Origin of the sequence: Thioalkalivibrio sp. ALE30 (genome assembly GCF_000377465.1) — a bacterium.
Taxonomy (GTDB): domain Bacteria; phylum Pseudomonadota; class Gammaproteobacteria; order Ectothiorhodospirales; family Ectothiorhodospiraceae; genus Thioalkalivibrio.
The window spans coordinates 121,612-135,590 of the sequence record NZ_KB898169.1; the positions used below are offsets into that span (position 1 = coordinate 121,612).

Annotated in this window: 12 protein-coding genes; 2 read left to right on the plus strand and 10 right to left on the minus strand. The window is 67.5% G+C overall.

The features are described from left to right. Positions 1–64: 64 nt before the first annotated feature. The 8 genes from D107_RS0103635 to D107_RS13585 form a co-directional block, all read right to left on the minus strand. Complete coding sequence (locus D107_RS0103635; protein ID WP_018880803.1) at positions 65–451, minus strand: winged helix-turn-helix domain-containing protein; 387 nt, start codon at positions 449–451, stop codon at positions 65–67. 184 nt (positions 452–635) lie between these two features. Beyond that, entirely contained in the window at positions 636–2,594 is a 1,959-nt protein-coding gene (acs, locus tag D107_RS0103640; RefSeq protein WP_018880804.1) for an acetate--CoA ligase, read from the minus strand. A gap of 112 nt (positions 2,595–2,706) precedes the next feature. Then, positions 2,707–3,318: an exonuclease domain-containing protein gene (locus D107_RS0103645; RefSeq protein ID WP_026280734.1), complete on the minus strand. Its 612-nt coding sequence runs from the start codon at positions 3,316–3,318 to the stop codon at positions 2,707–2,709. Positions 3,319–3,481: 163 nt separating this feature from the next. Next, a complete protein-coding gene (locus D107_RS0103650; protein WP_018880806.1) occupies positions 3,482–5,332 on the minus strand; it encodes a putative nucleotidyltransferase substrate binding domain-containing protein in 1,851 nt (616 codons plus the stop codon). 249 nt (positions 5,333–5,581) lie between these two features. Beyond that, on the minus strand, positions 5,582–7,351 hold the full coding sequence (locus D107_RS0103655) for a sodium:solute symporter family protein (protein ID WP_018866542.1): 1,770 nt from the start codon (positions 7,349–7,351) through the stop codon (positions 5,582–5,584). 7 nt (positions 7,352–7,358) lie between these two features. After that, on the minus strand, positions 7,359–7,622 hold the full coding sequence (locus D107_RS0103660) for a DUF4212 domain-containing protein (RefSeq protein ID WP_018866543.1): 264 nt from the start codon (positions 7,620–7,622) through the stop codon (positions 7,359–7,361). Positions 7,623–7,665: 43 nt separating this feature from the next. Continuing rightward, positions 7,666–9,543: a DUF294 nucleotidyltransferase-like domain-containing protein gene (locus D107_RS0103665; RefSeq protein ID WP_018880807.1), complete on the minus strand. Its 1,878-nt coding sequence runs from the start codon at positions 9,541–9,543 to the stop codon at positions 7,666–7,668. A gap of 188 nt (positions 9,544–9,731) precedes the next feature. Beyond that, on the minus strand, positions 9,732–9,896 hold the full coding sequence (locus D107_RS13585) for a DUF1328 domain-containing protein (protein ID WP_018866545.1): 165 nt from the start codon (positions 9,894–9,896) through the stop codon (positions 9,732–9,734). Between the two features lie 298 nt (positions 9,897–10,194). On the opposite strand from D107_RS13585, the gene D107_RS0103675 reads away from it, so the two are divergent. Beyond that, positions 10,195–10,488, plus strand: coding sequence for a hypothetical protein (locus D107_RS0103675; RefSeq protein WP_231366583.1), 294 nt, complete (start codon positions 10,195–10,197; stop codon positions 10,486–10,488). A 243-nt stretch (positions 10,489–10,731) separates the two neighbouring features. Continuing rightward, positions 10,732–11,340: a porin family protein gene (locus D107_RS0103680; RefSeq protein ID WP_026280735.1), complete on the plus strand. Its 609-nt coding sequence runs from the start codon at positions 10,732–10,734 to the stop codon at positions 11,338–11,340. Positions 11,341–11,443: 103 nt separating this feature from the next. Here D107_RS0103680 and gorA read toward each other — a convergent pair whose 3' ends face one another. Further along, entirely contained in the window at positions 11,444–12,838 is a 1,395-nt protein-coding gene (gorA, locus tag D107_RS0103685) for a glutathione-disulfide reductase (RefSeq protein WP_018880809.1), read from the minus strand. Between the two features lie 180 nt (positions 12,839–13,018). Next, a complete protein-coding gene (locus D107_RS0103690) occupies positions 13,019–13,768 on the minus strand; it encodes a glutathione peroxidase (RefSeq protein ID WP_018880810.1) in 750 nt (249 codons plus the stop codon). Positions 13,769–13,979 lie beyond the last annotated feature (211 nt).

A 13,979-nucleotide genomic window follows, 5' to 3' on the forward strand; every position in this document is an offset into this window, starting at 1 on the left:
GCTTGCATATCGACTGGCGCAATGATGCGGGGCCGGGGGAGGGCCGTCAAGGCTCGGGCTTTGGTTACGGCTTGTGGTCTTCGGCGAGGAAGTCGGCGAAGGCGTGCAGTTCGTCGCGCAGGGCCTCGCAGGCCTGGCGTTCCATGTCGCGGTAGCGGGCCAGGACCGTCTCGCCGAATTCGGTGACCTGTGCGCCCCCGCCGCCGGAGCCGCCCTTGGCCGTGGCCACCACCGGTTCGCGGAAGCTCTGGTTCATGGTTTCGACCAGGTCCCAGGCGCGGCGGTAGGACATACCGACACTGCGCGCGGCCGCGGAGATCGAGCCCCGGTCGCGGATCGCCTCCAGCAGCATGGCCTTGCCCGGGCCCATCGCGGTGACCTCGCCCAGCAGTACGCGCAGGCGCGGGGCCTGGGGCGGGTCCTTGGGATTGTCGGAATGGTGGGTGCTCATGCGTGGGATGGCCTGGGGTTTACGTATAGGGGTGCGAGGAAGGGCACGTGATGACGAATGATACCCCCGAATTGTAGGAGCCCAGCCTCTGGGCGATGGGGTGCTGGACAGGCCCGATCGCCCAGAGGCTGGGCTCCTACGGTGGGGACGAGGAAGGCCGGGGTGCGATACCCCGGCCTCCGGTTCAGGCCTTGCCCTGGAGCTGCGGGATGACGGCCTCGTTTTCCAGGGTGGAGGTGTCGGAGGTGATCTCCTCGCCCTTGGCGATGGAGCGCAGCAGGCGGCGCATGATCTTGCCGGAGCGGGTCTTGGGCAGGCCGTCGGCGAAGCGGATGTCGTCCGGCTTGGCGATCGGGCCGATCTGGTCGGCGACCCAGTTGCGCAGTTCCTTGATCATCGCGTCGGCCTCGTCGCCGGTCAGGCGGTCGCCCTGCAGGATCACGAAGGCGACGATGGCCTCGCCCTTCACGTCGTGCGGGCGGCCGACCACGGCGGCCTCGGCCACCGCTTTGTGCGCGACCAGGGCGGATTCGACCTCCATGGTGCCCATGCGGTGGCCGGAGACGTTCAGTACGTCGTCGATGCGGCCCATGATCCAGAAGTTGCCCTCGGAGTCGCGGCGCGCGGAGTCGCCGGCCAGATAGTACTTGCCGCCAAACTTCGGCCAGTAGGTGTCCTTGTAGCGCTGGTCGTCGCCCCAGACGGTGCGCAGCATGTGCGGCCACGGCTTCTTGATGACCAGATAGCCGCCCTGGTCGGCGCCCAGGCTGTTGCCCTGCTCGTCGACCACGTCGGCGGCGACGCCGGGCAGGGCCTGCGTGCAGGAGCCGGGAACCAGCGTGGTCGCGCCCGGGATCGGGGCGATCATGTTGGCGCCGGTCTCGGTCTGCCACCAGGTGTCGACGATGGGGCAGCGCTCCTGGCCGACGGTGGTGTAGTACCACATCCAGGCCTCGGGGTTGATCGGCTCGCCGACCGTGCCCAGCAGGCGCAGTTTGGACAGGTCGTACTGTTTCGGCAGGTCCGGGCCGGCCTTCATCAGCGCGCGGATCGCGGTGGGGGCGGTGTAGAACACGGTCACGCCGTGGTCCTGGCACATCTTCCACCAGCGCCCCGCGTCGGGGACGGTCGGCGTGCCTTCGTAGACGACCTGGGTGGCGCCCACGGCGAGCGGACCGTAAGCGACATAGGTGTGGCCGGTGATCCAGCCGACATCCGCGGTGCACCAGTAGACATCGTCGCCCTGCAGGTCGAACACCCACTGGTTGGTGACGATGGCGCCCAGCAGGTAGCCGGCGCTGGAGTGCTGGATGCCCTTGGGCTTGCCGGTGGAGCCGGAGGTGTAGAGCAGGAACAACGGATGCTCGGATTCCACCCACTCGGGCTCGCAGTCGACGGATTCGCCGTCCACCGCGTCCTCCCACCAGACGTCGCGGCCTTCGTGCATGGTCACGTCGTTGCCGGCGCGCTTGCAGACCACCACCTTCTCGACATCGCCGGGGTTGGAATCCAGCGCCTTGTCGACGTTGGCCTTGAGGCCGACGACCTTGCCGCCGCGCTCGCCGCCATCGGCGGTGATGACCACCTTGGCGCCGGAATCCACCACGCGGTCACGCAGGGCGTCCGCGGAGAAGCCGCCGAACACCACCGAGTGGATCGCGCCGATGCGGGCGCAGGCCTGCATGGCGATCACGGCCTCGGCGTTCATCGGCATGTAGATGATGACGCGGTCGCCCTTCTCCACGCCCATGCCCTTGAGGGCGTTGGCCAGCTTGCCGACCTCGTTGTAGAGATCGCGGTAGGTCAGGTGGCGGGTGTCGCCGTTCTCCGCCTCGAAGATCAGGGCGGTCTTGTTGCCGCGCACCTCGAGATGCCGGTCGATGCAGTTGTAGGAGACGTTCATGCGCCCGTCGGCGAACCACTGGTAGTGCGGCGCGTTGGACTCGTCCAGGCCCTGGGTGAACTCGGTCTGCCAGTCGATCTGCTCGCGCGCGAGATCGCACCAGAAGCCCTCGTAGTCGGCCTCGGCCTTCTGGTGCAGGGCCTCCAGGTCGGCCGGCTTCAGGCGGGCGTTTGCGGTGAACTCCGCCGGCGGCGCGAAGTGGCGCGTCTCGGTGAGGGTGGACTCGATGTTGTCACTCATCAGGGCCTCCAGATCGATTTCTTGTTTGGGGGCGGGAGTGGCCTGGGGCCAGCCCCGTCAGGGTTTCCATGGTGGGTGCGAGGATAGCATGCGAACCGGGTGCTGGCCGCGCCTACCAGAGCCATGCGGGGCGGAACAGCACGCGCCCGAGCGGCAGCTTGCCGTCCGGCGATTGCCGGCTCAGCAGGGCGGCGAACAGCTCGCCCGCGGCGATGGCGTCGAACAGCGCGTCGTGCGCGCGGTAGGCCGGCAGGTTGTAGCGCGCGCGCAGGGTGTGCAGGCGCAGCCCGTGGGCAGGGATCGGCTGGCCCGCGCGGCGCAGGGCCGTCTCCGCCAGGCGCAGGGTGTCCACGATCGCCAGTGGCGGGCGCACGCCGTACAGCCGCTGGCAGGCCTGTTCCAGGAAGCCGATCTCCAGCGCCGCATGGTGCGCCACCATGACGCGTCCGGCGAGGGCCTCGAACAGGGCGTCCAGCGCCGCATCCAGCGGGACCCCGCCGGCGGCGCGCTGATCGGTGATGCGGTGGATTACCGCGCTGGCCTCCGGCACCGGGCCCTCGGCGCGCACCAGGCGCTGGTCCGCGGTCGCCAGGTCGATGCGGGCGCCGTCCATCGCCACCCAGCCGATGCTGAGGATGCGGTCGCGCTCCGGATCCAGCCCGGTGGTCTCCAGGTCGACCGCGAGGAAGCGGCTGGCCGCGACGGCCTGGCCGGCGCGCGGCAGGGGGGTCTCCAGGGACGTACGCAGCGGGCCCGGCGGGGCCCGGCGCGCGGCGCGCCGGCGGGCCCGGCAGAAACGCCAGTGCCCGGGTGGTCGGCGCCAGTCGGGATGGTTGAGCGGGCAGACCATCAGCTGACGGGGGCCGGGCCGGGCATAGTCGAGCGGTTCATCCGTGGACGCGCTCGGCGTTCGCGAGCGCCGTCTTGCGGGCGTCGCTGACCAGGCGGAAGGCCGTCTTCAGGTGGCTGCGCTCCAGCGTGGACAGCTCGGCCGGGTCCAGCGCGTTGTCCGGGGGCTGGCCGTTGCGGATCTGGTGCGCCTGGTGGCGGGCGCGCAGCTCGGCGATGTAGCGCCAGGCATCGATCAGGTTGTCGGCCGTAGTGTCGCTGATCACACCGGCGCGGGCGGCGGCGCGCAGGCGCTCCACGGTGCTGCGCGCCTCGCTGCCGGCATGCAGGGCGAAGACCCGTGCCATGGCCACGATCGGGAGCAGGCCGCGCATCTTCAGGTCCAGGGTGTCCGCGTGTTCGCCGCTGTCCTCCAGCACGAACTGCCGGAAGAAGCCCAGCGGCGTGGGTAGGTCACGGGCCTGATCGGCCAGGGCGCTCAGCAGGGCCTCGTGGCGCGCCCCGGTTTCCAGGGCCTGCTGGCGCAGGGGCTCGAACAGCGTGGCGTCCCCGTGGATCACGCGCATGTCGAGATAGTGGGTGGCCAGCATCGCATCGCGCGCGGCGGGGTGATGCAGCACGCGTTCCATCTCGCGGGCCCAGTCGGCGGCGGGGCGGCGCCAGTCCGGGTGGGTCGGGTCGACATCGCCGGGGCAGGCGCGGATGCCGCAGGCATCGAGGCCGGCGGTGACCTGGCGGGCCAGTGCCTCGAACCAGGCGCCGGCCCCCTCCGGTGCGTCGTCGGCCAGGATGAGCGCGGTGTCCTGGTCGGTGAATACGGTCTGTTCGTGGCGGCCCTGGCTGCCGCTGGCCAGCCAGGCATACGCGCAGGGGGCCGATCCCTGGTCACGCTCGCAGAGCTCGATCAGGCGCTGGGTCAGGGTGTCGATCACGGTGGTGATGGTCTGCGTGAGCTGCACGGCATCCGCGCCGGAGTCCACCAGCTGGGCCTGCAGCCGGGGCAGGGCCTGCATCACGGCCTTCAGGCCGTCGAGATCGTCGGCGCGGCGCAGGTCGCGTACCAGGTAGACGGCGCTGGTGCCCTGATGGCGGATCAGGTCGGTGCTGGAGAGCATGCCGGCCAGGGTCCCGTCCGCCTCGTGGACGACGGGGAGGTGGTGGATGTCGTGGCGGGCCATGCGCAGCAGGGCCTCGAAGGCGGGTGTGTCGCGCTGGACGGTGGTCAGCGGGCCGGCCATGGACTCCGCCACGGGTTGCCCGGGATCGATGCCCTTGGCGATGGCGCGCCGCAGGTCGGTGTCGGTCAGGATGCCTTCGGGGGCGCCCGGCCGGTCCGGGGCGTGCAGCAGCAGGGCGGAGACGTCGGCGTGGTCCATCAGGCGCGCGGCCTCGCGCAGGCTCAGGGTGCTCGGTGCCAGCACCGGGTTCGGCGTCATCAGCGCGCGGACTGGCGTGGTCAGCAGCCGGTTGTCGTCCCCGTGGCCGTGGGGCGCCCCCCCGGCGGCCAGGGGGCGCGGCGCGTCGTCGGCGAGGAACTGGGCGATGGCGCCGTCGCGGGCGGCCAGTTGCCGGGCGCGTTCCAGGGGCAGGTGGTAGACCAGGGCATCCTCGGTCACGGGGCCGAGCGGGGTCTGCGGTGACGCGGCGATATGCACCAGATCGCCTTCGCCCAGGCGGTCCAGCAGGGTGTCCCGGGCGTCGCGGATCTCCAGGGTGCCGGTGCGCACGATCCACAGGCCGGGCTCGGCGTCCGGCGGGAAGCGGCTGCCCTCGCGCAGGTAGCGCAGGGTGAGCTGACGCACGATCGCGTCCCGGCTGGCCGCCGGCAGGGGGGCCAGGTCCGGGCAGAGATCGAGAAACTCGCGGATCTCTTCGAGTTCGCCGTTCATGCGCGGGTCCGTGTGGCGATATACCCGGGGAGACACCGGGGCGTGGATACGTTGGGGTTCAGGGCGTGGGGCAACCGGCAATCGACCGGGTTCGGGTCGATTGCCGCTTGTCCCGCGGGCCTTGTGCCAGATAAAAGGGGCCGACCCGGTGCACCCGAGCCGACCCCGTCGTTACTTCTGAAACTCCGTCCAGACATGGTGACGGGAGCCCCGCCATGCCGATGCTGCCAGGCATGACGGGGCCGTCCATCAGCTTTCGGTACGCGGTACGCGCACGCTTTCGACCAGGTCCTGGATGTCCTTCGGCGGTTCCTTGGTCATCTTCATCACAATGTAGGCGGTGATGAAGTTGAAGGCCGCGCCGATGGCGCCGAAGCCGGTCGGGTTCACACCCAGCAGCCAGCCGTCCGGATTGTCCGGGAGCATGGCGGTGCCGGAGAAGAAGAACCAGCCCTTGTACGTGAAGATGTACAGCAGGGTGGTCCCGAGACCGACCAGCATGCCGGCGATCGCGCCTTCCTTGTTCATCTTCTTCATGAAGATGCCCATCATCAGGGTCGGGAACAGCGAGGCCGCGGCCAGACCGAAGGCCAGTGCCACCACCTCGGCCGCGAAGCCGGGTGGATTAAGCCCCAGGTACCCCGCGAACAGGATGGCGACCGCCATGGCGATACGTCCTGCCATCAGCTCGTTCTTCTCGCTGATCCTGGGCATGAATACGCCCTTCAGCAAGTCGTGCGAGATGGCCGACGATATGGCGAGCAGGAGCCCCGCCGCGGTCGACAGTGCGGCGGCGATACCGCCCGCTGCCACCAGTGCGATCACCCAGCCCGGAAGCCCGGCGATCTCGGGGTTGGCCAGCACCATGATGTCGCGGTCGAGGGTCACGATCTCGGAGCCTTCCCAGCCGTATTCCTCTTCCGCCATCGCGGCGAACTCTTCGTTGGCGTCGTTGTAGTACTGGATCACGCCGTCGTCGTTCTTGTCCTCGAACGCCAGTAGACCGGTCTGCTCCCAGCGCTCCATCCAGGCCGGCTTGTCCGCGTGGGCCAGGTGGCCTTCCTCGGTGCCGATCTCGCCCGGATGCACGGTGTTGACCAGGTTCCAGATGGCCATCGCACCGACCGCCGGGGCGGTGGTGTAGAGGATGCCGATGAACACCAGCGCCCAGCCGGCGGACTTGCGGGCATCCCGCACGCGCGGAACGGTGAAGAAGCGGATGATCACGTGCGGCAGACCCGCGGTACCGATCATCAGCGCCAGGGTCAGCAGGAACATGTTCATCAGGCTCATGCCGCCCACTTCGGTATAGGCGTGGAAGCCCAGATCCACCATCGTCTGGTCCAGCGCATCCAGCAGGTAGGTATCGGAACCCTGCAGGGTGGAACCGAGGCCCAGCTGCGGCAGCGGGTTGCCGGTCAGGGTGATGGCGATGAAGATCGCCGGCACCGTGTAGGCAAAGATCATGATCACGTACTGCGCGATCTGGGTGTAGGTGATGCCCTTCATCCCGCCGAGCACGGCGTAGATGAACACCACCGCCATCCCGGCGAACAGCCCGGTGGCCAGCGGCACCTCCAGGATATTGGAGAAGGCGATCCCGACCCCGCGCATCTGCCCGATCACGTAGGTGACGGACATCACGATCAGGGAGATCACGGCGATGATGCGCGCGGCCTTCGAGTAGAAACGGTCACCGATGAATTCCGGCACCGTGAACTTCCCGAACTTGCGCAGGTACGGGGCCAGCAGCAGGGCCATCAGCACGTAGCCGCCGGTCCAGCCCATCAGGTAGGCGCCCCCGGTGAAGCCGAGGAACGCGATCAGGCCGGCCATGGAGATGAACGACGCGGCGGACATCCAGTCCGCGGCTGTGGCCATGCCGTTGGCGATCGGGTTGATGCCGCGCCCGGCGACATAGAACTCGCTGGTCGAACCGGCACGCGCCCAGATGGCGATGCCGATGTACAGGGCGAAGGTCGCCCCGACCACGAGCAGGCTTAGAGTCTGTTGATCCATGACAGGCTTACTCCTCGTGGACGTTGAACTTGCGATCCAGGACGTTCATGCGCCAGGCATAAACGAAGATCAGGATGATGAAGGTGTAGATCGACCCCTGTTGTGCGAACCAGAAGCCCAGCGGATAGCCCCCCAGCTGGAACGCGTTCAGGGGCTGGGCCACCAGGATGCCCAGCACGAACGACACCAGGAACCAGATGGCCAGGCAGATGCCCAGCAGGCGCAGGTGCGCCCGCCAGTACGCCTGCCGGCTCAGGTCTTCTTGTGACATGACGATGCTCCTCTCGTAAGGTTTTGTTGTTTGCCGTGATCCTTCACAGCTGGTACTGCACCTCAAGCTGTCCCTGCAGCTTGCGGGCCTGCCGGAAACTCTCCTTGAGCACCCGTCCCTCCAGGGCGCCCAGTTCTTCCGGCCGGATTCGGTTGTCGTCCTCGCGCCCCTCGCGCAGGGCCTTCTGCTGTGCGCGCAGGCGCAGCATCTGCAGGTAGCGCAGCGCCGCGTGGTAGTCGCGGGCATCGGTTTCGCGCATCACGTCCGCGGTGACCGCCTGGTCCAGTCGGTCGTGGGTGCGCGTCGCCGGCAGCTCGGCGGCCAGCGCGATGACGCGCGCGGCGTCGACGAAGGGTGTGAGCCCCTGCTTCTTGATGTCGATGCCCTCGGCACCGCTCTTGATCTCGCCGAACAGGCCCAGCGGCGGCCGGAACATCTGCTGGTTGGCCGCCATCTGACGGCGGAACCGGCTGTTGAACGCGGTCTTCTGCAGCAGCCGGGTGCGCAGGGCCTCGACCGGGCCGGCATCGCCGTCCACCCCGCGCAGGTCGAAGAAGATCGTGCTCTTGAGCAGGTGCTCCGGGGTGCCCTGCTCGATCCAGCGGGTAAAGCGTTGATCCCACTCCGGGCCGCTCAGGCAGCACTCCGGGTTGCCGGCCATGATGTTGCCGGGGCACAGGGTGAAGCCGCATTCCGCCAGGGCCTGGTTCACGGCCTTCGCGTAGGGCAGCAGGCGCTCGCGGATGGCGTCCGCATCACCGGCCTCAGCATCGAACAGGATGCCGTTGTCCTGGTCGGTGACCAGGGCCTGTTCCTCGCGGGCCTGCGATCCAAACGCCAGCCAGGTGAAGTCGATGCCCTCGATGCTCGGGTGTTCACTGCGCAGCAACGCCAGCACGCGGCGGGTGGCGTGCTCGTTGAGGCGGGTGATCAGACGCAGGACCTGGTCCGCCTCCGCGCCCTGGCCGACTACCGCCTCGATCAGGCGCGGCACCTGACGCAGGCGCTCGGCGATGGTCGCCACCGAGTCCGCGCGGCGGATCTCGCGGACCAGGCCATCCAGGGTCAGGGGCTGGCTGGTCAGCAGGTCGCGCTCGCCCAGCACCCCGACCAGGCGTCCGTCACGCACCACGCACAGGTGGGTCATGCCGTGCTCGGTCATCGCCTCGATGCCCTCGAAGCCGGGGGCGTCTTCGGCCAGGGCAACCGGGTCCGGCGTCATCACGGCGGAGATCGGCGTATCCAGGTCCACATCCGCGAGCGCCACGCGCGCCAGCAGGTCGTGCAGGGTGAATATCCCCACTGGTCGCTGTTCCGCGTCGACCGCGACGATGGAGCCCACGCGTTCGTCGCGCATCGAGGCGAGGACTTCGCGCAGGCGCGATTCCGGGCGGCAGGTGACGGGCTCGCGCGCGATGCGCAGCGCCAGGGGCGTGTTGAGCTGACCGGCGGACCCGCCGTCGCGGGCGGACAGGGTGTCCAGGCCCTGCTGCAGGCGGTCCAGGAGATTGGCCAGGCGGCGGGTGCAGAAGTCGTTGAAGACCTTCGAGCGTGCCCGCAGGCGGTCGAAGTCCTCCAGGTTCAGTTCCAGACAGACGGTGTCCTCCGCCGCGCGGTGCACGGTGTGCACGGCGCGTCGCCCCAGCAGGGCACCAATCGGGAAGCACTCGCCGGGGATCAGTTCCCAGGCCTTGCCGGAGAGCTGTTCGTCTTCGCTGGGGGTCTCGCCCCGGATGCGACCCTGGCGAATGATGTGGAAACGTTGTGCGGGGCCGGCCTCAGGGTCGGTGATGCGGGCACCCCGGGCATAGAAGCGGCTCTCCAGCCGTGGAAGCAGGAATTCCAGCGCGTCCGCCTCGAGCTGGTCGAACGGGGCGTGGGCGCCGAGGAACTCCCGGGTGCTGTCGAGCGCGTCAGACATGGCGTGGGCGGCATCCCCAAGGTGATCGTGGTCACGTTTCGGGGATTCTCTGCAAATTGCGCGCCAATCTGCCAGCCGGGGCGGAACAGTGACTTGCGCCCGGCTGGTTCTTCAGTGTGTTACGTCGCGTAACACCGGTGTTTCTTACCGTTACACCCGCCTCCGGGGTGATGGAGACGGGCGTTTCGCTAAAGCGGGGGCCGGCGCCCGGTGATGAAGAAGACCACGGCCAGGATCAGCCCCACGACAAACAGGATCCAGGCGATCTGCGTGGCGGCTCCGGCGATGCCGCTGAGGCCGAGCGCGCCCGCCACGATCGCGACAATCAGAAACAACAGGGCCCATCCCAGCATCGGTTTTCTCCTTTTCGGTCATCTGAAAATATCAGTGTAGGGCAGAAATTTTGATTCAGTGTGGGGTTTGTATCCGGCTTGGCGCACCCGTTCTCATTTCGGTTTTTCGAATCGCGACGCGGCGCGCATGTTGAGGACGCATTTTGCAAACTGGTACGCGGTGCAATAAGAGCGAGTCCTCGAATGTGGATCCGTTCCCGCGGCGCGCGCTGCGTTTCCATGAGAATGGTTCGGTGAACGACAGGACCCGGGTTGGCCGGACAACACCTTGAGTAGTTAATTCACGGGCAGGTGCGAGATGAACAATGACGTGCGAGTAAAAGACGCGGGCGTGGACCCCGGTGCGTATTGGACCCGGCATCCGGTATATGCAGTGGGCCTGGTCCTGGGCCTTGCCGGCCTGCTGGCGGGGTGTTCCGACTCTGGCCCGGCACAGGAGGCCGGCGAGACCGTGGACGAAACGGTCGAGGAGGTGGAGGAGGACCTGCGTGGCTGGGTCGAGGATCTGCGCGAGGAAGAACGCCAGCAGGACGAAGCCGGTGGCGAGCAGGCGCCTTCCGCGAACGAGGACCCGCTGCGCGAACTGGACTGATGCCGGGTCTCCTTAACCCGGCACGGGTCCTGCGGGATCCGGGAGCGCGTGTCGGTGGATCAGCGTCGTCCCCGCGCATTTTTGCGGTGCTGATTGTGGTCGGGGTCGCGTTGTGAGTGGGGCGCTTTTGGGGTTTTTGCGGTTATCCGGAGGACATCACAGGTTCGGCCTTTTTGGTTATATGACGGTTCGGGAGAATCGGCGCGCCTTTGGTGATAAACAATGTTTCAAGGAGATGCGCAAATGAAAAAATTCCTGCTAGCAACCGTTACAGTGGCAGCCTCGGGTCTTCTGGTGCCGCAGGGAGTGATGGCGGATCCATCCGACCGGAGCGAGGGGCTGTACATGGGCCTGGGAACCGGTTTCAGCTCGCTGCAGAATGATCGGGACGAGGTCGCTGATTTTATTGGTTCTGGTGCCTCCGACTACCGCCTGGATGATGACGATAACGTCTGGCGCGGGTTCGTTGGATACAACTTCAATCCCTACGTAGGGGTGGAGGGATTCTACTCCGACCTCGGGAAGGTGAAGCTGCGCGGTGACGAGCAGGGTGCCCACACCGACATCAAGTCGAGTGCCTACGGGGCGAGCGTGCTCGGCAAGCTGCCGATCGGGCAGCATTTCGAGTTCTTCGCCAAGGCGGGTCTCGCCAAGTGGGATGCGGATGTGCGCGGGAACCTGGGGGATGAGAGCCTTACCCTGCGTAACAACGATGGCGTGGACCCGGTCTACGGAGTGGGTGCGCAGGTGAATCTGGACCGCTTCCTGATTCGCGCCGAGTTTGAGCGCTACGACTTCGACAGCGACTACAAGATCGACGCCTTCACCGCGTCGTTGGGCTGGCGATTCTGACAACCGACGGCGCGGGCTTCGGCAGACCGCACGCGCAAGAAAAGACGCCGCCCCGGGATGTGTTCCGGGGCGGCGTTTTGCGTGAGGGAGGGCGGGTCGGGGGTCAGGCGGCCTGGGCCAGGCCTTCCTGGCGCCCGGGGCGGCCTTCCTTCAGGGTGACCAGCTCCTCGGCACTGGTGGGGTGCAGCGGGATGGTCAGGTCCAGGTCGCGCTTGGTCGCGCCCATGCGCACCGCCACGGCAAAGCCCTGCAGCATCTCGTCGACATTCGCGCCGATCATGTGGATGCCGACGACCTTTTCATCCTCCCCGGCGCAGACCAGCTTCATGGCCACCGGCGGCACCTCGGCCTCGGCGAACGCGCGGTTCAGGCCGCCGAACTGGGTCTCGTAGACGCGTACCGAGTCGCCGTGCTTCTCCACCGCCTGCGGCTCGGTCAGACCCACCATGCCCGCGGTTGGGTGGGTGAAGGTGACCGTGGGGATCTGGTCGTAGTCCACCGGTACTGGCTTCGTCTCGGGGGCATACCAGTGGGCGGCCAGGCGCCGGCCGGCGGCGATCGCCACCGGGGTCAGCGGCCCTTTGCCGATGATGTCGCCCAGGGCGTAGATGCCGTCGACATTGGTGGCCTGCCATTCGTCCACCGGGATGATGCCGCCGCGGGCGATCTCGACTCCGGCCTCTTCCAGGCCCATGTCGCTGGTGGCCGGCTTGCGGCCGACGGCCCACAGGACCTTCTCATAGGGGCCCAGCTCCTGGCCGCCCTCGAGCTGGACGGTCACGGCGCCGGGCTTGCCGCCCAGACCGGCGACCTTCACGCCCAGGTGGCGGTCGATGCCCTGGTACTCCATGTGCTGGTCCAGCGCCTGCGAGACCATCGGGTCGAACATCTCCAGCACGCGGTCCTCCATGGCGACCACGTCGGTCTTCACGCCCATGGAGCGCAGCATGCCGGCCATCTCCAGGCCGATGTAGCCGGCGCCGATCACGGCGATGGATTCCGGCAGCTCGGTCCATTCGAAGAAGTCGTCGGAGGTCGCGCCCAGCTCGGCACCCTCCAGCGGCGGCACGATCGGGGCGCCGCCCATCGCCAGCACGATGCGCTCGGCGGTGTATTCGGTGCCGCTGTCGCTGACCACCTGGTTCTTGCCGGTCAGGCGGGCGCGTTCCGGGATGTGGGTCACACCCAGCTTTTCCAGGTGTCCGGACCAGAACTGGTTCAGGTCCTTCAGCATGGCCTGACGCTTGTTCGCCAGGTCGGCGTAACGGATGCCCTTGATCTCGACATCCACGCCGAACTCGCCGGCTTCGCGTGCGTGCGACATATGCTCCGCGGCGTACCAGGTGAGTTTCTTGGGCACGCAGCCCTCGTTCACGCAGGTGCCGCCCAGCGGCTTGGGATCGAACACGGCGACGCGCGCGCCGTGCGGGGCGGCGCGTTCCGCCACGGCCAGACCGCCGCTGCCGCCGCCAATCACGATGATGTCGTAGTGTTCCATGTCGATTCCTCGAAGGGTTCGGTGAAAGTGTTACATAACGACCGCGTTGCGCGCGGGCGTCAGGATCTGCCATCCGTGTCCGGACGTCTGCCTGTGCGGGCATCCGGACACGGATGGCCACCCATGTTCCGGGTGACCACCCGGGGCGGGACAGAACCCGCCCCGGGGGGCTGAGACGACTTACGCCGCCTTCTGCTCGCGGGAGATCCACTCCTGCAGATCTTCCGAGCCGCCGATGCGGTGGCCGCCCACGAACACCTGCGGGACGGTCATCGCGCCGGTGGCGGCGCGCAGGCTGCGCAGGCTGGCGTCGCGGCCCAGGATGATCTCTTCGTACTCGAGACCGGCGCTCTCCAGCATCTCCTTGGCGCTGGCGCAGTACGGGCAGCCCGGCTTGGTGAAGACGACCACGTCTTCGGGGCAGGCCGCATCCGGGGCGACGTGGGCGAGCATAGTGTCGGCGTCGGAGACGACGAAGGGGTCGCCCGGTTCGTCCGGCTCGATGAACTGCTTCTCGATCACGCCATCGCGCACCAGCATGGAGTAGCGCCAGGAGCGCCAGCCGAAGCCGAGGTCGCTCTTGTCGACCAGCATGCCCATCTGCTCGGTGAACTCGCCGTTGCCGTCGGCGATGAAGGTCACGCGGTCGGCCTGCTGGTCGGCCTGCCAGGCCTCCATCACGAAGCCATCGTTGACCGAGATGCAGACGATCTCGTCGATGCCGTGTTTCTTGAACACCGGCGCCAGCTCGTTGTAACGCGGCACGTGGGCGGAGGAGCAGGTCGGGGTGAACGCGCCCGGCAGGGCGAAGACGATCACGTTGCGACCCTTGAACAGGTCTTCCGAGCGCACGTCGTTCCAGTCGTTGTCCTTGCGGCAGCGGAAGGTGACTTCCGGTACGCGCTGACCTTCGCGATTTTCGAGTTCCATGAGTTGTACTCCTTCAGTTGAGTGTTGATTGCCAGAGAAAAGATTTTGTTTTCGGCCGGGCCGATGCCCGACTACGGGACTCAAGATAAGGCCTGGCTAATGATTGATCCAGTGTTTCTTTTCTATTTGATCGTTAGCTTCTGACTATCGTTCTGCCGGTCGCGGTGGTTGCAGAGATTCCATTGCCTGGTCCTAAGGTTGACGCGTTCGC

Excerpts from the sequence above, each read along its gene's own strand:
- D107_RS0103635 (WP_018880803.1), bottom strand. The coding sequence starts at position 451 with ATGAGCACCCACCATTCCGACAATCCCAAGGACCCGCCCCAGGCCCCG.
- acs (WP_018880804.1), bottom strand. The coding sequence starts at position 2,594 with ATGAGTGACAACATCGAGTCCACCCTCACCGAGACGCGCCACTTCGCG.
- D107_RS0103650 (WP_018880806.1), bottom strand. The coding sequence starts at position 5,332 with ATGAACGGCGAACTCGAAGAGATCCGCGAGTTTCTCGATCTCTGCCCG.
- D107_RS0103655 (WP_018866542.1), bottom strand. The coding sequence starts at position 7,351 with ATGGATCAACAGACTCTAAGCCTGCTCGTGGTCGGGGCGACCTTCGCC.
- D107_RS0103660 (WP_018866543.1), bottom strand. The coding sequence starts at position 7,622 with ATGTCACAAGAAGACCTGAGCCGGCAGGCGTACTGGCGGGCGCACCTG.
- D107_RS0103665 (WP_018880807.1), bottom strand. The coding sequence starts at position 9,543 with ATGTCTGACGCGCTCGACAGCACCCGGGAGTTCCTCGGCGCCCACGCC.
- D107_RS13585 (WP_018866545.1), bottom strand. The coding sequence starts at position 9,896 with ATGCTGGGATGGGCCCTGTTGTTTCTGATTGTCGCGATCGTGGCGGGC.
- D107_RS0103675 (WP_231366583.1), top strand. The coding sequence starts at position 10,195 with ATGAACAATGACGTGCGAGTAAAAGACGCGGGCGTGGACCCCGGTGCG.
- D107_RS0103680 (WP_026280735.1), top strand. The coding sequence starts at position 10,732 with ATGAAAAAATTCCTGCTAGCAACCGTTACAGTGGCAGCCTCGGGTCTT.
- gorA (WP_018880809.1), bottom strand. The coding sequence starts at position 12,838 with ATGGAACACTACGACATCATCGTGATTGGCGGCGGCAGCGGCGGTCTG.
- D107_RS0103690 (WP_018880810.1), bottom strand. The coding sequence starts at position 13,768 with ATGGAACTCGAAAATCGCGAAGGTCAGCGCGTACCGGAAGTCACCTTC.